The sequence below is a fragment of the Enterobacter sp. PI-10 genome (assembly GCF_027947695.1).
GTDB classification, from domain to species: Bacteria; Pseudomonadota; Gammaproteobacteria; order Enterobacterales; family Enterobacteriaceae; genus Enterobacter; species Enterobacter vonholyi.
This window is the reverse complement of record NZ_JAJNOG010000010.1, coordinates 116360-136596: the sequence shown is the minus strand read 5'-3', so window position 1 is coordinate 136596 and position 20237 is coordinate 116360. Positions and strand designations below refer to the sequence as shown.

General features: G+C 56.1%; 19 protein-coding genes. 7 read left to right on the top strand and 12 right to left on the bottom strand.

Going from position 1 to position 20237, the window contains the following annotated elements; all coding sequences use genetic code 11:
• Positions 1-26: 26 nt before the first annotated feature.
• The 9 genes from dam to pilM all read right to left on the bottom strand — a co-directional run bounded on the left by dam (position 27) and on the right by pilM (position 7540).
• Complete coding sequence (gene dam, locus LRM19_RS18745) at positions 27-839, bottom strand: adenine-specific DNA-methyltransferase (protein WP_111963774.1); 813 nt, start codon at positions 837-839, stop codon at positions 27-29.
• Between the two features lie 67 nt (positions 840-906).
• Complete coding sequence (damX, locus tag LRM19_RS18740) at positions 907-2223, bottom strand: cell division protein DamX (RefSeq protein ID WP_115876861.1); 1317 nt, start codon at positions 2221-2223, stop codon at positions 907-909.
• Positions 2224-2315: 92 nt separating this feature from the next.
• Positions 2316-3404, bottom strand: coding sequence for a 3-dehydroquinate synthase (aroB, locus tag LRM19_RS18735; RefSeq protein WP_111963772.1), 1089 nt, complete (start codon positions 3402-3404; stop codon positions 2316-2318).
• Between the two features lie 57 nt (positions 3405-3461).
• Positions 3462-3983 (bottom strand): shikimate kinase AroK, encoded by a 522-nt coding sequence (gene aroK / locus LRM19_RS18730; protein WP_003861630.1) that lies wholly within the window; start codon positions 3981-3983, stop codon positions 3462-3464.
• Positions 3984-4269: 286 nt separating this feature from the next.
• Positions 4270-5508 carry a DNA uptake porin HofQ gene (gene hofQ / locus LRM19_RS18725; protein ID WP_115876859.1) on the bottom strand — a complete coding sequence of 413 codons (1239 nt, stop codon included), beginning with the start codon at positions 5506-5508 and terminating at the stop codon, positions 4270-4272.
• Positions 5420-5824, bottom strand: coding sequence for a HofP DNA utilization family protein (locus LRM19_RS18720; protein ID WP_133295253.1), 405 nt, complete (start codon positions 5822-5824; stop codon positions 5420-5422). The genes hofQ and LRM19_RS18720 overlap by 89 nt, the downstream gene beginning before the upstream one ends.
• Positions 5814-6167: a HofO family protein gene (locus LRM19_RS18715; protein WP_240741469.1), complete on the bottom strand. Its 354-nt coding sequence runs from the start codon at positions 6165-6167 to the stop codon at positions 5814-5816. The genes LRM19_RS18720 and LRM19_RS18715 overlap by 11 nt, the downstream gene beginning before the upstream one ends.
• Positions 6168-6272: 105 nt before the next feature.
• Positions 6273-6767 carry a PilN domain-containing protein gene (locus LRM19_RS18710; RefSeq protein WP_271369608.1) on the bottom strand — a complete coding sequence of 165 codons (495 nt, stop codon included), beginning with the start codon at positions 6765-6767 and terminating at the stop codon, positions 6273-6275.
• The gene (gene pilM / locus LRM19_RS18705; RefSeq protein WP_127732488.1) at positions 6764-7540 is read right to left on the bottom strand and encodes a pilus assembly protein PilM; all 777 of its coding nucleotides are present in this window, start codon (positions 7538-7540) and stop codon (positions 6764-6766) included. The genes LRM19_RS18710 and pilM overlap by 4 nt, the downstream gene beginning before the upstream one ends.
• Positions 7541-7660: 120 nt before the next feature.
• Here pilM and mrcA point away from each other — a divergent pair, with 120 nt between their 5' ends.
• Positions 7661-10213, top strand: coding sequence for a peptidoglycan glycosyltransferase/peptidoglycan DD-transpeptidase MrcA (gene mrcA, locus LRM19_RS18700; RefSeq protein WP_111963766.1), 2553 nt, complete (start codon positions 7661-7663; stop codon positions 10211-10213).
• Between the two features lie 80 nt (positions 10214-10293).
• Here mrcA and nudE read toward each other — a convergent pair whose 3' ends face one another.
• A complete protein-coding gene (nudE, locus tag LRM19_RS18695) occupies positions 10294-10854 on the bottom strand; it encodes an ADP compounds hydrolase NudE (RefSeq protein WP_008503041.1) in 561 nt (186 codons plus the stop codon).
• Positions 10855-11178: 324 nt separating this feature from the next.
• On the opposite strand from nudE, the gene LRM19_RS18690 reads away from it, so the two are divergent.
• From LRM19_RS18690 to pckA, 5 genes are all read left to right on the top strand, one after another.
• On the top strand, positions 11179-13314 hold the full coding sequence (locus LRM19_RS18690) for an intracellular growth attenuator family protein (RefSeq protein WP_115876853.1): 2136 nt from the start codon (positions 11179-11181) through the stop codon (positions 13312-13314).
• Positions 13315-13380: 66 nt separating this feature from the next.
• Positions 13381-14064 carry a GMP/IMP nucleotidase gene (gene yrfG, locus LRM19_RS18685; RefSeq protein WP_127732494.1) on the top strand — a complete coding sequence of 228 codons (684 nt, stop codon included), beginning with the start codon at positions 13381-13383 and terminating at the stop codon, positions 14062-14064.
• A complete protein-coding gene (hslR, locus tag LRM19_RS18680; RefSeq protein ID WP_115876852.1) occupies positions 14061-14462 on the top strand; it encodes a ribosome-associated heat shock protein Hsp15 in 402 nt (133 codons plus the stop codon). The genes yrfG and hslR overlap by 4 nt, the downstream gene beginning before the upstream one ends.
• Positions 14463-14479: 17 nt before the next feature.
• Entirely contained in the window at positions 14480-15364 is an 885-nt protein-coding gene (gene hslO / locus LRM19_RS18675) for an Hsp33 family molecular chaperone HslO (RefSeq protein ID WP_161495995.1), read from the top strand.
• 360 nt (positions 15365-15724) lie between these two features.
• Positions 15725-17344, top strand: coding sequence for a phosphoenolpyruvate carboxykinase (ATP) (gene pckA / locus LRM19_RS18670; RefSeq protein WP_023309493.1), 1620 nt, complete (start codon positions 15725-15727; stop codon positions 17342-17344).
• 66 nt (positions 17345-17410) lie between these two features.
• Here the strand turns inward: pckA and envZ are convergent, their stop codons facing one another.
• A complete protein-coding gene (gene envZ / locus LRM19_RS18665; protein ID WP_271369607.1) occupies positions 17411-18757 on the bottom strand; it encodes a two-component system sensor histidine kinase EnvZ in 1347 nt (448 codons plus the stop codon).
• Positions 18754-19473 carry an osmolarity response regulator transcription factor OmpR gene (gene ompR, locus LRM19_RS18660; protein WP_001157751.1) on the bottom strand — a complete coding sequence of 240 codons (720 nt, stop codon included), beginning with the start codon at positions 19471-19473 and terminating at the stop codon, positions 18754-18756. Before ompR ends, envZ begins: the two co-directional genes overlap by 4 nt.
• Positions 19474-19705: 232 nt before the next feature.
• On the opposite strand from ompR, the gene greB reads away from it, so the two are divergent.
• Entirely contained in the window at positions 19706-20179 is a 474-nt protein-coding gene (gene greB / locus LRM19_RS18655) for a transcription elongation factor GreB (RefSeq protein WP_014885539.1), read from the top strand.
• Positions 20180-20237: the final 58 nt, after the last annotated feature.

The window sequence follows — 20237 nt, the reverse complement described above, 5'->3', positions numbered from 1 at the left end:
ATGTGTTTACCGGCGGGCAAAACGGCTCAGGGGCGATAAAGAGCCAGAAGTTCGTCCACCTTTTTACGCGTGCCGCCGTTGCTGCTAATGCTACGCCGCACCTTAACCTGAAAATGCTTCGCGGCTTTGTACCATTCGCGCGTATCAGGCGTGTCGTGATTTGAAATTAACACCGGAATTCTTTTGCTGACCAGCTTTTCCGCCATCTCAGCCAGACGAGCCTGTTCGGCCGGGCTGAAGCTGTTGGTGTGATAAGCGGTGAAATTCGCCGTTGCAGACAATGGTGCGTAAGGCGGATCACAGTAAACCACCGAGTTTACGCCTGCCAGCTCCATACATTCTTCATAGGAGAGACAATGAAACTCAGCGTTCTGCGCTTTTTCGGCAAAGTGATACAGCTCGTCCTGCGGGAAATACGGGCGCTTATAGCGACCAAACGGCACGTTAAATTCCCCACGAAGATTATACCGGCACAGGCCGTTGTAACCATGACGATTGAGATAGAGGAATAGCAGCGCTCTGCGGAACGGATCCTGGCTCTGATTAAACTCCGCGCGGAACTGATAGTAGACGTCAGGGGTGTTGTTCTCTGGCGTAAACAGCTTGCGCGCCTCTGCGACATACTCTTCGGTACGCAGCTTAACGATGTTATAGAGGCTGATAAGATCGTTGTTGATATCCGCCAGGATATAACGAGAAAAATCGGTGTTGAGGAACACCGATCCTGCACCCACGAAAGGCTCGATTAGACACTCGCCTTCAGGCAGGTGCTTTTTAATATCATCGAGCAGGGGGTATTTCCCCCCTGCCCATTTCAGAAAAGCGCGATTTTTTTTCATGCTGACTAACTGATTACACCTTCTCCGGCTGTGGAGAAAGCTCCGACAGCATCCTGCGCTTTAAACATTACTTCAGATCGGCCTGAACCTGATGAATCGGCTTCGCCCAGGGGTTTTTCGCCTGAACATCCGCTGGCAGTGCCGCAACGGCACGTTTCGCTTCATCTTTGGACGAATACACGCCGCTGACCAGCACGTACCACGGTTGACCGTTACGGGTCGTCTGATAAACAACATAGTTTTTCAGATTTGATTTCTTCGCCCAGCTGTTGAGGTTGTCATAGTTAGACGAACTGCTCAGCTGCAGGGTGTAGTTGCTGGATGGCGCAGACTTCAGCGAGCCAACGTTACCTGCCGTTTTGCCTGCGGCGCTGCTGGAGGCTGTTGCCGTGGCTGCTGGAGCCGTTGCTGCAGGCGCAGCTGTGGCAGCCGGTGCTGTTGTGGTCGCCGTTGCTTTCGGCGCCGTCTGCGTGACTGGCGCTTTCGCAGGCTCGCTCACCGCCGCCGTTTCAGTATGTTTCGGCTGTGCCGGTACGGCTTTCACTTCAGGCGCTTTGACTACTGACTGAGGTTTGGTTTCACGCTTAGGCTCAATCACCGCCTGCTTACGTTCAGGACGCGTCGCAGTTTGCGTCTGGCGCGGTTTAGTTTCCGTCGCGGCCGTTTGCGGCTGTGCGTTACCACCGCGAATCGGGGCAACGGTTGCCGGCTCGGTTGGCAGCGTGGAGTTAACCACGACGTTATCAACCTGCTGCTGGTTCTGCGACTGCGTCAGCGCATTGTTCAGGTCTCCCTGAACTTCTACGCGCTGCTGGCCTTCAGGCGTAGCAGGTGCCTGACCCTGAGCAGGGGTTGAAGAAACGGGCGGCAGAGAAACATCCTGCGGCGCTGTGGTGTTGCCTGCGGTCTGCTCTGCGGAAGTCGCTCCCGGTGCAGGCTGTGCACCATTCGCCTGATTGGACGCATCGTTACCGGACAGGTTGATGCTCTTCTCAGCGGAAGCAGTTTGCTCGGTTGAGTTCGTTGACGGTGCTTTAAGCGCGGAGCCAATGCCGACAATCAACAGCACAAGCACCAGAACGCCAAGGCCCATCATAATGTACTGGCGGGAAGCCGGTTTCGGCGCAGCGGCTTTTTTACGTTTACGCGGGCGACGCTCTACAGGCTGTTCGTCCATTGAATCTTCTTCGGACTCATAATCCTCTTCTGCTCGCTCTTCGTGCGCGTTGCGGCTGCGCGAAGGGCGACGATCGTCTGCATCCAGATCAACATCGTCAAAGTTGATCTGCGGCTCGTTATCACGTTCTGAAGATTGACGAGAACGACCAGTACGACGATCGCTGGGATCGGGTTTCAGCTCGTCTTCTGGTTTGAATTCATCCATTTAACACCCCACTCAAAGGCTTATGCCAACGACTTTGCATTTCACCTGAAGCTAAACGACCACCTGCGACAGTGGCCTGACCTTTCTAGTTGTTACGCCTGCTGACAATCAGCGATAGCGCCAAGAACGACATCGTGCGGCACTCCGCCGCGCACTTCACTCTTCCCTATTGCAAGCGGGAGTACAAGACGCATCTCACCTGCCAATACTTTTTTATCGCGCATCATGTGGGGTAAATACGCTTGCGCCGACATCTCCTGAGGCCCGGTCACCGGCAAACCTGCACGTTCAAGCAGCGCAATGATACGTGCCGTCTCTTCCGGTTTGAACTGTCCGAGGCGTTCAGAGGTGCGGGCTGCCATGACCATTCCGGCCGCGACGGCTTCACCGTGCAGCCAGTTGCCGTAACCCATTTCGGCTTCAATCGCGTGACCAAACGTATGCCCAAGATTCAGTAAAGCACGTAAGCCCGTTTCACGCTCGTCTGCAGCGACAACTTCTGCTTTCAGCTCACAGCAACGACGAATGCAGTATGCCAGTTTAGCCTCATCCAGGCCCAGCAACGCATCCATATTCTCTTCAAGCCAGACAAAGAACTCGCCATCCAGAATAATGCCGTATTTGATCACTTCCGCCAGACCCGAAGCCAGTTCGCGCTTCGGCAGGGTTTTCAGACAGTCGAGATCCACCACCACCGATGCAGGCTGGTAGAACGCGCCAATCATGTTTTTGCCGAGCGGATGGTTGACTGCCGTTTTGCCACCCACAGAGGAGTCGACCTGGGACAGCAACGTGGTTGGGATTTGAATAAAACGGACGCCGCGCTGATAGCTTGCGGCCGCAAAGCCGGTCAGATCGCCCACAACACCGCCGCCCAGGGCAAGCAGTGTTGTATCGCGACCGTGCGGTTTTTGCAGCAATGCGGTAAAGACGGTATCCAGTACCGTCAGGCTTTTATACTGCTCGCCATCGGGGAGAATCACACTGTCGACTTTTACGCCCGCCTGCTCAAGCAGATGGCGTACGCGGTCGAGATAAAGCGGAGCCAGCGTCTCATTGGTGACCAGCATCGCCTGATCACCCGCTTTCAGTGGTAAAAAGGAAGCTGGGTCGTTAAACAAACCAGCCGCGATGGTGATAGGGTAACTACGTTCCCCGAGAGTAACTGTAATCCTCTCCATGACGCGACATCCACCTTTAATGCTTTTACCCGCAGGCGAGTGTATATAAAGCCAGAATCAGTTGCTTTCCAGCATATGAATAATCTGGTTTGCAACCACTTTAGCGCTCTGGTCGTCAGTACGAATGGTCACATCGGCAATCTCTTCATACAGCGGATTGCGTTCATCGGCCAATGCTTCCAGAACTTCGCGTGGTGGCGTTTCAACCTGCAGCAGCGGGCGCTTTTTATCGCGCTGCGTACGTGCCAGCTGTTTCTCGATAGTCGTCTCAAGATAGACCACTACGCCACGGGCGGAGAGACGGTTACGGGTTTCGCGAGATTTCACAGAACCGCCGCCTGTTGCCAGAACGATGCCCTGTTTTTCCGTGAGTTCGTTGATCACTTTTTCTTCTCGGTCACGGAAACCTTCTTCGCCTTCTACATCGAAAACCCAGCCCACATCAGCTCCGGTTCGTTTCTCAATCTCTTGATCAGAATCGTAAAATTCCATATTGAGTTGTTGAGCTAACTGACGCCCAATAGTGCTTTTGCCGGCACCCATAGGCCCAACCAGAAAGATATTGCGTTTCTCTGCCATTTTATCGGTACTACTAAGACTATTCGTTAATGGTAATCCCCGCTTCGCAGACACCCAGCGTAGCAGGACATGAACTGAAACCTCATATGCAATAGAGCGAGAGTCAGACTAAAAATTATCTCAATACTCCGGCTTGTTTGGCAACTGATTAAATCACCGCGTCGGGCGCATAAGGTAATAAGACGTAAGTCCAACTCAAATCGGTACTCCTTGTATGCTAATTCATGCCCCACGTCAAACATCTGCAACAAACTGAATGCAAAATCATTGCGGGGATCGTTACCCGTCAGCGAATACCGACCAGACGTGGCGTAATAAACACCACTAATTCACGCCTTTCGTTGTCTTTCCCGTCATGGCGAAAAAGCGATCCAATCCAGGGGATGCTCCCAAGCCCCGGTACGCTGTCAGTGCCAGTTTTGTTCTTCTGGGAAAATATTCCGCCCAACGCCAGCGTTTCTCCACTTTTTACCTCCACCTGGGTTTCTATCTCCTGCTTGTCGATAGCCAGCGTTTCGCCATCGGCCTGCTGCAGAACCTGTCCCGGCATATTTTCGCTGATGTGTAATTTCAGGCGCACGCGTCCCCCCGGCAACACCACCGGCGTGACCTCCATGCCTAATACCGCCTCCTTAAACTCAACTGAGGTCGCCCCGCTTTCACCGCTTGAGACCTGATACGGGATCTCACTCCCCTGCTTGATGCTGGCTGGTTGCATATGCGAGGCCAGAAGCCTCGGGCTGGCGATAATATCGACCTGCTGTTTTTGCTCCAGCGCAGAGAGTTCCAGATCAAGCAGCCGACCATTGATCCGTCCGATGTTAAAACCCACGTGGCTGGTGGCGCTGGCAACGGAAAGATCGCTGCCAAGCGTGGTGAGCTGTCCAACTTTGCCCGCGTCGGTGGCGTCGGCGAGATTCCACTTCACCCCTAGCTCGCGCAGGCTTTTTTCATTAATGGTCACAATGTGCGCCGCCAGCTCGACCTGTTCGACGGGAATATCCATCTGGGCGGCCCAGCGCTGTAGAGTCTCCACCACCGTCTGGTTATCCCGAATCAGCAGCCGGTTGGTACGCGTGTCGACGGATAAACTCCCCTTTGGACTCAGGAGTTTTTCCGCGGCTTTCTGCAGCTCTCCGGCATCGGCATAGGAAAAAGCGATGCTGTGAGACACCAGCGGCGCATCAAGCTGTCTTCGGGCCCGCTCCTGTTCCGAGCGTTCCTGCTGTTCACGCTGCCAGGCCGCGGTATACACATAAAAAATGCCGCCCTCCTCTCGCAAAACGAGGCCAGCGCTGGCGACAACCGTCTGTAATGCCTGTCGCCAGGGGACGCGCTTCAGATTGAGCGAAAGCGTGCCGCCGACATCAGGCGATATCACCAGATTTCTATTCTCCTGGGCAACCAGACTCTGTAGTACCTGGGCTACAGGAACGTCATCCACCACCAGCGTGACCGGTTTTGGCGCGGCGGCCCACAGCGGATGGCTGAACGCCAGCAGCCACAGCATTATCCGTAAATTCATTCTTATCCGTTCCTTCTCGTTGCCACGTCCATTTTCCTGGTTCACATGTGTCACCCACATCAACAACCAGTTCCGTTTCATTGATGGTTGTTATCGTCCAGCCTTCCGGAAAGCGCTCATGCGTTTTCAGCCGATACCAGCGCTTTTGCCCATCCTGTAAAATGCCGATAGCCTGCTGTCCTCCCACCATGCCGCGATAGTGCCACTGCGCCAGCTCGGCAATGGCGCAGGGATCGTCCGGCGGGTGAAAGGGATCGCGCATACCGGTCAGTAGCAGCGCAGAGCAAACCAGCAAACATCGCGTGCTATTTCGCATGTTCTAGCTCCAGCCGCAGGCGCAACGCTGTGCCATGTGGTGTAATCGCGAAAGCGGCGATCTGCACATCCCGCTGCGCCAGCCGGGAAAAAAGCGCCGGGATAGCCTGCCACTCTACCTCCAGCATCAGTTCTCCTCCGTTCTGTAGCGGCTTCCAGTGAACGAGCGTCGCGTCATCGCCCTGAAAATCGAGCGGGGAGAACGGCGTCTTCTCCAGTGCTTCCGTTATTTTCGGACGAAACGGCGTCTTTCTGACGGCAGACCATAACGCTGCATTCGTCCTCACGTCCTGAATCAGCTGGCGTTGTCGTTCGGCACTCTGCCCGTCTACCGGTCTGAGCATGGTGCCCCACGCTGCCAGTCCAGCCAGGAGGCTCGCCAGAAACCAGAAGAGCACCCGATTCAAGGGACTGCTTTCGCACCAGCGTTCTAACAGGGTATCCACGCGTTACCCCTCGCTTTTAAGATGAAGGGTGAACATCCATCGCCCCTGGCTGTCCTGCCGAAGCTCACCCGTCGTCCCGGGCGTAAAATCCGCTATGAGGCCAAGCGCATCGCGCAGAGCAGACAGGGCCGGCAGGGTTATGGCATACCCGCTCAGCATCAGAGCAGGGGGCTGATAGCGCAACTCCGTCAGCCAGACCTGTGCCGGAACGGCGCGGGAAAGGGATTCCAGCACCGGTTGCCATGCCCGTTGTTGCAGGGTCTGCACGGGCATCTGCGCCTGTGCGGTCAGTCTTTGCCGGGCGACAAGCGCGTGCTGCACGGCCTGCATTCCCGTCAGATCCGTTTGCAGTGCGCGCAGCTTCACGAGATGGTTGATCCGCAGACAGAAAATGGTCACGAACAGCAACAGCACTGTGCCGACACACATTGCGCCCCAGAAGCGCAGGCATCGCGAGCGCCGCTGCTGTCGCCACGGCAGAAAGTTCATGATGCTCATGCGGGCACCTCGCTCATGGCCAAAGCCAGCGCAACGGTATAATCAGCGCCGCAGTCCGGTAATGGAGCATGGTAACGTTCCAGGATTTCCCACGGGTCACGTCGGCTATCAAACAGCGCGATGTCATCCGGCCCAAGAGCCAGCAGCGCCGCCAGCTCAGCCATGCTTTCTGCTTCGGTAGTTAAGCGGCGTCCCCACTGGTGGCGCATAGCCCAGAGCCACTGCCGATCGTCCCGCCAGGCGATGCATTTCGCTGGTGCCACCGCAGGAAGAAGATTCGCCAGCGCGCTGGCATCCGGAGTAATGGTTACCAGCCGCAAACGCAGCGTTTTCGCCAGCGCCAGTAGGGTGTCGACCTCGTTATTTTGCGCGGCAGTCACGTGAAAGGTATTGCTGAAGGTATCCTGCGCGTAATCGAAACAGAGCGTTTCGGCAGACATCTCCAGTTCTCGCGCGAGCGCCGCACCGAGCCATGTGAGCTGCTCGCTGTCGCGCAGCGCAGCGGCCGGAAGGGGAAGCGACCGCTGCAGGGTGCGTGCTGCCGGGAAAGAGAGGAACACGCGGTGGTAGTGGGGCAGCGTTTTTCGCCAGTCGCGTAACGCATCAACCATCTGTTCTGGCTGACAAATTTTGCCGTCACGAATGATACCTTCGGCCAGAGGTATCGCCCACCAGCGGCGTAAGCACCAGCCAGACCTCTCCCGGGCCAACGAGACGATTCGCACCCTATCCTGTTGAATATGAACGCCCGTTTGCCATATTTTGAAAGCCATGCTTCACGATCTCCTTATCGCCCGTCGTCTTGACGGCTATATCAATGAATCAGGCTTGCCTTTATACTACCGCGCGATTGTTTAGAAACTGCCCAAGTGAAACCAAATGGGAAATCTCCGGTGAAGTTCGTAAAGTATTTATTCATCCTTGCAGTCTGTTGCATTCTGCTGGGAGCAGGCTCGATTTACGGTTTGTACAAATATATTGAGCCACAGCTGCCTGATGTCGCCACGCTTCGCGATGTGCGCCTCCAGATCCCGATGCAAGTCTATAGCGCCGATGGCGAGCTGATGGCGCAGTATGGCGAGAAGCGCCGTATTCCGCTGACCTTAAACCAAATTCCCCCCGTGATGGTGAAAGCCTTTATCGCCACGGAGGACAGCCGTTTTTACGAGCACCACGGTGTCGATCCGGTGGGAATTTTCCGTGCCGCGAGCATTGCGTTGTTCTCTGGTCACGCCTCTCAGGGGGCGAGCACCATTACGCAGCAGCTGGCGCGTAACTTCTTCCTCAGCCCTGAAAAAACGCTAATACGTAAGATCAAAGAGGTGTTCCTTGCGATCCGTATTGAGCAGCTGCTGAGCAAAGATGAAATCCTTGAGCTGTACCTCAACAAAATCTACCTGGGCTACCGCGCCTATGGCGTGGGGGCTGCCGCACAGGTGTACTTCGGCAAGCCTGTTGAGCAACTCACCTTAAGCGAAATGGCCACCATAGCCGGGCTGCCAAAAGCGCCATCCACGTTTAACCCGCTCTACTCGCTCGATCGCGCCACCGCGCGTCGCAACGTCGTCCTGTCACGTATGCTGAGCGAAGGCTACATCAGCCAGAGCGAATACGACCAGGCACGTAACGATGTCATTGACGCTAACTACCACGCCCCTGAGATCGCCTTTGCATCTCCTTACCTGACCGAAATGGTTCGCCAGGAGATGGTGAATCGCTATGGTGACAAGGCCTATGAAGATGGCTATCGCGTGTACACCACCGTCACCCGCAAAGTCCAGCAGGCGGCTCAGGAAGCGGTACGGAACAACGTGATGGATTACGATATGCGTCACGGCTATCGCGGCCCGTCAAACGTGCTCTGGAAAGTGGGCGAAAGCGCGTGGGACAGCAAAAAAATCACCAGTACGCTGAAGGCGCTGCCAACCTATGGTCCGCTCCTGCCTGCCGTGGTGACGCAGGCCGATCCTCAGGAAGCCGTTGCGACGCTCGCGGACGGCACCTCCGTCTCTCTGCGCATGGACGGTGTCCGCTGGGCGCGTCCGTACCGCTCGGATACCCTACAGGGCGCAACGCCGCGTAAAGTGACCGATGCAGTTCAGACCGGGCAGCAAATCTGGGTGCGCAAAGTAGGCGAAGCCTGGTGGCTGGCACAGGTGCCGGACGTCAACTCGGCCCTGGTCTCTATCAATCCACAGAACGGTGCGATCCTGGCCCTGGTCGGCGGATTTGATTTCAACCAGAGCAAATTTAACCGCGCCACGCAGGCGCTACGTCAGGTCGGTTCCAATATCAAACCGTTCCTCTACACGGCCGCGATGGATAAGGGACTGACCCTCGCCAGCATCCTCAACGACGTGCCAATCTCCCGCTGGGATGCCGGTGCGGGTTCCGACTGGCAGCCGAAGAACTCCCCTGCGGAGTATGCCGGTCCTATTCGTCTCCGTCAGGGTCTGGGGCAGTCGAAAAACGTGGTGATGGTGCGCGCCATGCGCGCGATGGGCGTCGACTATGCCGCAGAATATCTGCAGCGCTTTGGTTTCCCGGCACAGAACATCGTTCGCACCGAGTCGCTGGCGTTAGGCTCAGCCTCCTTTACGCCGCTTCAGGTCGCCCGCGGGTACTCGGTGATGGCTAACGGCGGCTTCCTGGTTGACCCGTACTTCATCAGTAAAATCGAGAACGATCAGGGCGGCGTACTGTTCGAAGCGAAGCCGAAAATTGCCTGCCCTGACTGCGATATTCCGGTCATTTACGGCAATACGCCGAAATCCGAGGTGCTTGAGAATAAGGACATGGAAGACCCTGCCGTGTCGCAGGAGCAGCAGAACGGCGTTGTGCCACAGCCGCAGCTCGAGCAGGCGAACCAGGCGCTGGTGGCGCAGACCGGCGCGCAGGAGTACGCACCGCATGTGATCAACACGCCGCTGTCGTTCCTGATTAAGAGCGCGCTGAACACCAACATCTTCGGTGAACCGGGCTGGCAGGGTACCGGCTGGCGCGCAGGTCGTGATTTGCAGCGCCATGATATCGGCGGTAAAACGGGGACAACCAACAGCTCGAAAGATGCGTGGTTCTCCGGCTACGGCCCGGGCGTGGTGACATCAGTCTGGATCGGCTTCGACGATCACCGCCGTGATTTAGGTCGTACCACGGCATCCGGCGCGATTAAGGATCAGATTTCCGGCTACGAAGGCGGAGCGAAGAGCGCGCAGCCGGCCTGGGATGCCTACATGAAGTCCGTTCTTGAAGGTGTGCCGGAGCAGCCGTTAACGCCGCCGCCAGGCGTGGTGACGGTCAATATCGACCGCAGCACCGGTCAGCTTGCCAACGGCGGTAATAGTCGCGAAGAGTATTTCATTGAGGGCACCCAGCCTACCACACAGGCGGTGCACGAGGTGGGTACAGAGATTATCGATAACGGCGAAACGCACGAGCTGTTCTAAAAATAAGAATGCCCGGTAAAAACCGGGCAAAGCATCGTAGGCCGGGTAAGGCGAAGTCGCCACCCGGCTTTTTTTATGGCCTACAGTCGCCCCTGCCCCTTCAACCACTCCCGTACCAGGAACAGCGCGCTCACGTTGCGGGCCTCATTAAAGTCAGGGTCTTCCAGCAGATCCATCAGGTGGGCTAACGGCCAGCGAACCTGCGGCAACGGCTCCGGCTCATCCCCTTCCAGCGATTCAGGATAGAGATCTTCAGCCACCACAATATTCATTTTGCTGGAAAAATAGGACGGTGCCATGCTCAGCTTTTTCAGGAATGAAAGCTCATTAGCCCCGAACCCCACCTCTTCTTTCAGCTCGCGGTTTGCCGCTTCAAAGACGGTTTCACCCGGGTCGATAAGCCCTTTCGAGAACCCGAGCTCGTAAGATTCCGTTCCCACAGCGTATTCGCGGATCAAAATCAGATGATCGTCGACAATGGGAACAATCATCACCGCTTCGCGCGAAGAAGGGCGCATACGTTCATAAACGCGACGCACACCGTTGCTGAACTCCAGATCCACACTTTCGACATTAAACAGGCGCGATTTGGCGACAGTTTCAACATTCAGAATGGTGGGTTTTTGTAGTGGTTTGCTCATCTTGATGGGTCTTAGCAGTGAGAACTGGCGTTATTGTGCGATACGCTGCACGGTTTCGGCAATGTCAATTGTTCTTTATTTACATTTATGCAACGTATTTGGGATCAATCCTCAATTCAAAACAAATGTCAAGAGGTTGAAATGTTTCCAGGAATTTGCTGATATCGCGCCATAACAGGCTTTGCTATCATCACCGGTCACTGGGATGCGCTTCAGAATGCTCAAGTTCGACTCCATACTTGCCGATAGCCAACCACAGACTCTCATTCAATGTAAAGGTGCTACTGACTACACCTGTAAGAAGATAAGTAAGATGGGGAAAGCATGAGCACCATTTTGATTGTTCTCGCTGCTATGCTGGCCGGTGCGTTGGTTGCAGGGTGGTTGTACAGGCGCCGCGTACAGCGCCGTTATCGCCTGCCCTTTTTAAATGCATTTGCGGGTGCGAGCACGCGTAAACTTACGCAAGACGAGCGCGATGCGGTTGAAAACTATCTCGAAATCCTGAACCGTACTCAGTTAACGCCTGGGCCAACGGGAGCCACCGCTGCGCCCGTCGCGCTAAATCTTAATGCACAAAGTGATACCGTGCTCTGCGTGACGCGCTCCATCACGCGCTATGGCATCACTACTGATGACCCTAACAAATGGCGCTATTACCTTGATTCCGTCGAAGTGCATCTGCCCCCGTCCTGGGAGCAATACATTAACGACGAAAACAGCGTTGAGCTGATTCACACCGACTCGTTGCCCCTGGTTATCTCGCTTAACGGCCATACGCTGAATGAATACCTTCAGGAAGCCCCTCGTTTTGCGCTGGAACGCGCCAGTTCAACGCAGGCCTCCATTCGTGGCGAAGAGACTGAGCAGATTGAACTGCTGAATATTCGCCAGGAAACCCATGAAGAGTACGCTCTGAGCCGCCCGGACGGCATCCGCGAAGCCATTCTGATCGTTGCTGCCTTCCTGCTCTTTTTTATCTGCCTCCTCACGCCGGATGTGTTTGTCCCCTGGCTGGCTGGCGGTGCGGTTCTGCTGCTGGCGGGCGGGCTTTGGGGGCTCTTTGCCCCACCGGCCAAAACCTCGTTGCGCGAAATCCACTGCCTGCGCGGAACGCCAAAGCGCTGGGGCCTCTTCGGTGAAAACGATCAGGAACATCTCAACAATATCTCGCTCGGTATTATCGACCTGATCTACCCGCGCCACTGGCAACCGTGGATCGCGCAGGACCTGGGGCAGAAAACCGATATTGATATCTACCTTGACCGCCACGTTGTGCGTCAGGGGCGCTTCTTATCCCTGCATGATGAAGTGAAAAATTTTCCGCTTCAGCACTGGCTTCGCAGCACGGTCATTGCCGGCGGCGCCGCGCTGGTCTTAGTCATGCTGCTGCTTTTCGTGCCGCTGGATATGCCCATTAAATTCACCCTGTCGTGGATCAAAGGGGCGCAAACCATTGAAGCGACCAGCGTCAACAAACTGGATGAAGCCGGTGTGCGCGTGGGGGACACGCTGCGCCTGAAGGGAACCGGGATGTGTAATATTCACACCCCGGGGGCGTGGAACATGCGCCAGAACTCACCGTTTATGCCGTTCGATTGCTCACAAATTATCTGGAACGACGCACCGCCGCTGCCGCTGCCGGAATCCGAAGTCGTGAATAAAGCCACGGCTCTTACCCAGACGGTTAACCGCCAGCTGCACCCGAAACCGGACGATGATTCACGCGTTAGTCCCGCACTGCGTTCGGCCATTCAAAAATCAGGCATGGTTCTGCTGGATGATTTTGGTGACATCGTCCTGAAAACGCAGGATCTTTGTTCCTCTCAGGATGAGTGCATACGTCTTAAAAATGCCCTGGTAAACCTCGGGAACAGTAAAGACTGGGACTCGCTGGTGAAACGCGCCGAAGCGGGACGGCTGGATGGCGTCAACGTGCTGCTGCGGCCGGTTAGCGCTGAATCTCTTGATAACCTGGTCGCCACCTCGACGTCACCGTTCATGATGCGCGAGACCACCCGTGCGGCTCAGGCGCTGAACAGCCCGGCACCGGGCGGCTTTGTAATTGCAAGCGATGAGGGCAGCGACCTGGTCGATCAGCCTTATCCGCAGGTGGCGCTTTATGATTATCCGGCGCAGGAGCAGTGGAGCCAATTCCAGCGCCTGGCGCAGATGCTGATGCAAACGCCGTTCAGCGCAGAAGGGATTGTCACGAGTATTTATACCGACGCCAACGGCACTCGCCATATCGGCCTGCACCGGATGCCGGATAGCGCTGGGCTGTGGCGCTACATCGGCACCTCGCTGCTGATGACCGCGATGCTGATCGCCATTTTCTGGAACGGTTTTATGGCCCTGCGCCGCTACCAGCGCTCGCGCACGCGGCTTGCCGACATCCAGCAATATTACGAAAACTGCCTCAATCCTAAGCTGATCCCCTCGTCTGAGAGCCTGATCTGATAACGTCGTTGCGCGACAAGATGTGCTACCCTGTCGCGCACGTTTCTTCTGGCTGGAGTTCCCCTAATGCATCTTGATATCGCCTGGCAGGAGGTTGATACCGTTCTGCTGGATATGGACGGCACGCTGCTCGATCTCGCCTTTGATAACTATTTCTGGCAAACGCTGGTTCCAGAAACCTATGGCGAACAGCAGGGGATCTCCCCGGCAGAAGCGCAGGCATTCATTCGTTCACAATATAGCGCCGTGCAACATACGCTAAACTGGTACTGTCTTGACTACTGGAGCGAGCGCCTCGGTCTGGATATTTGTGCCATGACTACCGCCCAGGGCCCGCGCGCCGTTCTGCGCGAAGATACATTGCCCTTTCTGGATGCGCTGAAAGCAAGCGGCAAGCGTCGTATCTTGCTGACCAACGCGCATCCACATAATCTGGCGGTGAAGCTGGAACATACGGGTCTGGCGTCGCACCTTGATTTATTACTTTCCACCCACACATTTGGTTATCCGAAAGAGGATCAGCGGTTGTGGCATGCGGTGAAGGAAGAGACGGGTTTGCAGCCGGAACGTACGTTGTTCATTGATGACAGCGAGCCCATTCTGGATTCTGCCGCAAGGTTTGGCATTCGCTACTGTCTGGGCGTCACCAATCCTGACTCTGGCCTGGCTGAAAAAAGCTATCTGCGCCACCCGGGACTGAACGACTATCGCCAGATGATCCCCTCACTGACCGTGAAGGAGACGCCATGAAAGAAAAACCCTCAGACGGGGTAAGACTGGATAAATGGCTGTGGGCAGCGCGTTTTTATAAAACGCGCGCCCTTGCCCGCGAGATGGTAGACGGCGGAAAAGTGCATTACAACGGCCAGCGCAGCAAGCCGAGCAAGATGGTTGAGCTGAATGCCACCTTAACGCTGCGTCAGGGCAACGATGAACGTACGGTGGTGGTTAAAGCCATTACCGAACAACGTCGACCCGCAGCGGAAGCCGTAATGCTTTATGAAGAGACGGCGGAGAGCATTGAAAAGCGCGAGAAGACCGCGCTGGCGCGCAAAATGAACGCGCTGACGATGCCACACCCGGACCGGCGGCCGGACAAAAAAGAGCGCCGCGATCTGATGAAATTTAAACACGGTGAGACTGATTAACCTCACCCGCACGAGAGATGAAAATGGCCCAACACGACCAATTACACCGCTATCTGTTTGAACAATTCGCCGTGCGCGGCGAGCTGGTCACCGTATCCGAAACCTGGAAACAGATTCTGGAAAACCACAATTACCCGCTGCCGGTGAAGACCCTGTTGGGCGAACTGCTGGTTGCCACCAGCCTGCTTACCGCAACGCTGAAGTTTGCCGGGGATATCACCGTGCAGCTGCAGGGCGACGGCCCGATGACGCTGGCGGTCATCAACGGCAATAACCAGCAGCAGATGCGCGGCGTGGCGCGCGTTCAGGGCGACGTGCCAGAAAATGCTGACCTCAAAACGCTGGTAGGTAACGGCTACCTGGTGATCACCATCTCCCCAGAGGAAGGTGAGCGCTATCAGGGCGTGGTCGGTCTGGAAGGCGATACCCTGGCAGCCTGCCTGGAAGATTACTTCATGCGCTCCGAGCAGCTGCCGACGCGTCTGTTCATCCGCACCGGTGAAGTGGACGGCCAGCCTGCTGCGGGCGGTATGCTGCTGCAGGTTCTGCCTGCCCAGGACGCTCAGACCAATGATTTTGAGCACCTGGCGACGCTGACCGAAACCATCAAGGCGGAAGAGCTGTTCAACCTGTCGGCGACCGACGTGCTGTGGCGTCTGTACCACGAAGAAGAAGTGACCGTCTACGACCCGCAGTCCGTGGAGTTCAAGTGCACGTGCTCACGCGAGCGTTGCGCTGGCGCACTGAAAACCCTGCCGGATGAAGAGATCGACAGCATCATGGCGGAAGACGGCGAAATTGATATGCACTGTGACTACTGCGGTACGCACTATGTATTCAATTCGATGGATATCGCTGAGATCCGCAATAACGCCTCCCCGGCGGATCCGCAGGTTCACTAAAGCTCTCTTTCCCCTCACCCTAACCCTCTCCCCTTTGGGAGAGGGCTGGGTTGAGGGGTAAAAAACTCCACCCAAGCTGAATCGTTTTCCCAATGTAACTCTTACGTAATTTTCTTACGTGTATGCGATTACATTCACATTCTTTCCGATAAAATCACCAGCCTTTAACCTTTTCGGAACATTTTCCCCACCCAAAAAGCGATTCCTGCGATAATCCGCCTGCGCCGTGACTGGAGTCGCAGCGTTTTCCGTTAGTAAGGGTTTTGTCCAGATGCGTGAATCTATGAGCCCCGTCGCGGTAAACAACCTCAGAAAAACCCTACAATTTCAGGCAGTACATATTGGCTAAGGAGCAGTGATATGCGTGTTACTGGTTTAACCCCGCAAGATCTCAAGGCTTATGGTATTCACGACGTCCAGGAAATCGTCTACAACCCCGACTACGATACGCTGTATCAGGAAGAGCTCAATCCAGCACTGGAAGGATACGAGCGTGGTGTGTTGACAAATCTTGGTGCTATCGCCGTCGATACCGGTATTTTTACCGGTCGTTCGCCGAAAGATAAGTATATTGTCCGAGACGAAACCACCCGCGATACGCTGTGGTGGGCTGACAAGGGCAAAGGGAAGAACGACAATAAACCGCTCTCCCCGGAAACCTGGCAGCACCTGAAAGGGCTCGTCACCCATCAACTTTCCGGCAAGCGTTTGTTTATTGTCGACGCTTTCTGCGGCGCTAACGCCGATACCCGTCTCTCCGTGCGTTTTATCACCGAAGTGGCCTGGCAGGCGCATTTCGTGAAAAACATGTTTATCCGTCCAACCGACGAAGAGCTGCAGGACTTCACCCCTGATTTCATCGTGATGAACGGCGCGAAATGCACCAACCCACAGTGGAAAGAGCAGGGTCTGAACTCCGAAAACTTTGTTGCCTTCAACCTGACCGAGCGTATCCAGCTGATCGGCGGTACCTGGTACGGCGGCGAAATGAAGAAAGGGATGTTCTCCGTCATGAACTACCTGCTGCCGCTGCGGGGCATTGCCTCCATGCACTGCTCGGCTAACGTCGGTGAAAAAGGCGACGTGGCGGTCTTCTTCGGCCTGTCCGGCACCGGTAAAACCACCCTGTCCACCGATCCAAAACGTCGCCTGATTGGCGATGACGAACACGGCTGGGATGACGACGGCGTATTCAACTTTGAAGGCGGTTGCTACGCGAAGACTATTCGCCTGTCTGAAGAGGCCGAGCCGGATATCTTCCACGCGATCCGTCGCGATGCGCTACTGGAAAACGTTACCGTGCGTGCCGACGGCTCCATCGACTTCGACGATGCGTCGAAAACGGAAAACACCCGCGTCTCATACCCGATCTATCACATCGACAATATCGTGAAGCCGGTGTCAAAAGCGGGTCATGCCACGAAGGTCATTTTCCTTACGGCGGATGCGTTCGGCGTGCTGCCTCCGGTGTCGCGCCTGACGGCCAGCCAGACGCAGTACCACTTCCTCTCCGGCTTCACCGCCAAGCTGGCAGGTACCGAGCGCGGCGTGACGGAGCCAACCCCAACCTTCTCCGCCTGCTTCGGCGCGGCCTTCCTGTCGCTGCACCCGACGCAGTACGCTGAAGTGCTGGTGAAACGCATGCAGGCATCCGGCGCCCAGGCATACCTGGTGAACACCGGCTGGAACGGTACCGGCAAACGTATCTCTATCAAAGATACCCGCGCGATTATCGACGCCATTCTGGATGGTTCTCTGGACGACGCCGAAACCTTCACGCTGCCGATGTTTGACCTGGCGATCCCAACGTCGCTGCCGGGTGTGGATACGCATATCCTCGACCCGCGCAACACGTACGGTTCTCCGGAGCAGTGGCGCGAGAAGGCGGAATCGCTGGCGAAGCTGTTTATTGAGAACTTCGAGAAGTATACCGATACCCCGGCGGGTGCTGCGCTGGTGAGCGCGGGTCCAAAACTGTAGTCCATGTCGGGTGGCGGCTTCGCCTTACCCGACCTACAAAAAAGGGTGGCTCGTGCCACCCTTTTTTCAACTCTCTTTCACCTGCCCCCGCGTCACCGGTACCGGCAGCCAGGCGCGAATGCTCAACCCACCCCGCTCGCTGGTGCCAATCTCCAGCAGCCCGTTATGGTTATCAATAATACGCTGCACTATCGCCAGGCCTAAGCCCGTACCGCTGGTGCTGCGCGCGCTGTCGCCGCGCACAAACGGCTGGAACAGATGCTTACGCTGCTCGAGCTTGATGCCTGGACCGTCGTCTTCCACCTGGAACCAAGCGCGGTTGAGCTCAGACCCGCTGCTGACCTTAATCCAGCCGTTGCCGTAGCGCGCCGCGTTGACCACCATGTTGGCGACCGCACGTTTAATGGAGAGCGGATGCATACGAACCTGAATTTCACCGGCCTGAAGGTCGGTATCAATCTCGCGCTCGTAGCCGCTTTCCGCCGCCACGACTTCGCCCAGCACCGCGTTCAGATCCGCCATCTCCATTGGCATCTCCTGCCCGGTGCGCAGGTAGTCGATGAACTGCTCAATAATGGCGTTACACTCTTCAATGTCCTTATTGATGGACTCGGCAAGGTAACCGTCCTCTTCTCCCATCATCTCCGTCGCCAGACGAATACGCGTTAGCGGCGTGCGCAGGTCGTGGCTGACGCCCGCCATCAGCAGCGTACGGTCATCCGCCAGCTGCTTCACGCCTGCCGCCATATGGTTAAAGGCACGCGTCACTGAACGGACTTCCGAGGCGCCATACTCACGCAGCGGAGGAGGAATAATCCCTTTACCGACCTGCAGCGCAGCGTGCTCCAGGTCGACCAGAGGTCGGTTCTGTATACGGATAAATAGCCACGCGCCGCCTATCGCCAGCAGCATAATCGCCAGGGTATAGCGGAACAGCGGTGAGAAATCGCCCTGATGGATTTCGGTCAGCGGAACGCGAACCCAAATATTGGGTGACAGCCAGGTTTTCAGCCAAACGACGGGCGAGCTTTTGTTGACCTCAACGCGCACTTCCGTTGGACCGCCCAGCTGCTGCGCCATCTGCTGGCTGAGGAATTCGTAGTGCTGCGCCCAGCGCAGGCCAGCGTCTTCCGCCGCTTCGTTGGAATAGAGCGAAATGCCCAGTTCACGATAGATTTCACGGCGAAACGCCGGGGGAACGACGAGCTGCGTGCCGTCCTCCAGCTGCAGTTTATCGGTCATCAGCATACGGACTTCGTAGGCCAGGACCTTATTGAACTGCTGGAGGCTCGGCAGGATCGCAAAGTTCAACACCACCAGGTAGGTCGTCACCAGGCTGACGAACAGCAGGGTGACGATCAGTAACAGGGTGCGGGCAAACGAGCTTCGCGGCGAGAAGCGCATTCGCCTCATGCTTTAGAGCCGTCCGGGACGAACACGTAGCCCAGACCCCATACGGTCTGAATATAACGAGGATGCGCCGGATCTTCTTCCACCATGCGGCGCAGACGGGAGATCTGCACGTCGATAGAGCGTTCCATTGCGGAGTATTCGCGACCGCGCGCCAGGTTCATCAGCTTGTCACGGGAAAGCGGTTCACGCGGGTGGCTGACCAGCGCTTTCAGGACCGCAAACTCGCCGCTGGTGAGCGGCATCGGCTCGTCTTCACGGAACATTTCGCGCGTGCCGAGGTTCAGCTTGAACTTGCCGAAGGCAATAACGGCTTCTTCCTGCGACGGCGCGCCCGGCAGCTCGTTCGCCTGACGGCGCAGCACGGCGCGAATACGTGCCAGCAGTTCACGCGGGTTAAACGGTTTTGGAATGTAGTCGTCCGCGCCGATTTCGAGGCCCACGATACGGTCAACTTCCTCGCCCTTCGCCGTCACCATGATAATCGGCATCGGGTTGCTCTGGCTGCGCAGACGGCGGCAAATAGAAAGCCCGTCTTCGCCAGGCAGCATCAGGTCGAGAACCATCAGGTGGAAAGATTCACGGGTCAGCAGACGGTCCATCTGCTCAGCGTTCGCGACGCTACGAACCTGGAAGCCCTGCTCGGTCAGATAACGTTCCAGCAGCGCACGCAGGCGCATGTCGTCATCCACGACCAGAATTTTGTAGTTCTCTTGCATTGTGTGTACTCCCAAAGGTTCGGATAGTCTTTGTAACAGCGTATTCTAAAAAAGTGCACGTATTCGACCAGTTAATTCTGGTATAAATTCTAGTCGAAATTGTTACAAAGCATATTTAACAGCAGCTTATCTGCTCATTTCATCACATAAATCATTATTAATCCTGTCTGTTACACTGTGTGGTACGTATTGTGCGCAAGACAGTTAACCGGCAGGCAGCAAAGGCTTTACCATGAAAACGCCCCTGATCACCCGCGAAGGGTACGAAAAGCTCAAAAAAGAGATGGATTACCTCTGGCGCGAAGAGCGTCCTGAAGTAACCAAAAAGGTGACCTGGGCGGCAAGCCTGGGCGATCGCAGCGAAAACGCTGACTACCAGTACAACAAAAAGCGGCTACGCGAAATTGACCGCCGGGTTCGCTATCTGACGAAGTGCCTCGAGAATCTTAAAATTGTCGATTACTCTCCGCAGCAGGAGGGCAAAGTGTTCTTCGGCGCGTGGGTGGAAATTGAAAACGACGATGGTGACACCCTGCGTTTTCGCATTGTCGGCTACGATGAAATTTTTGGTCGTAAGGATTACATCTCCATCGACTCCCCGATGGCCCGCGCGCTGCTGAAAAAGGAAGTGGGCGATCTGGCCGTCGTGCAGACTCCAGCCGGTGAAGCCAGCTGGTACGTCAATGAGATCGTCTACGTAAAATAGTCCGAGAGCGCCCTCCCCGGCTGGCATTTTGCCGTGTCAGCCCGTATAACTATCCCCT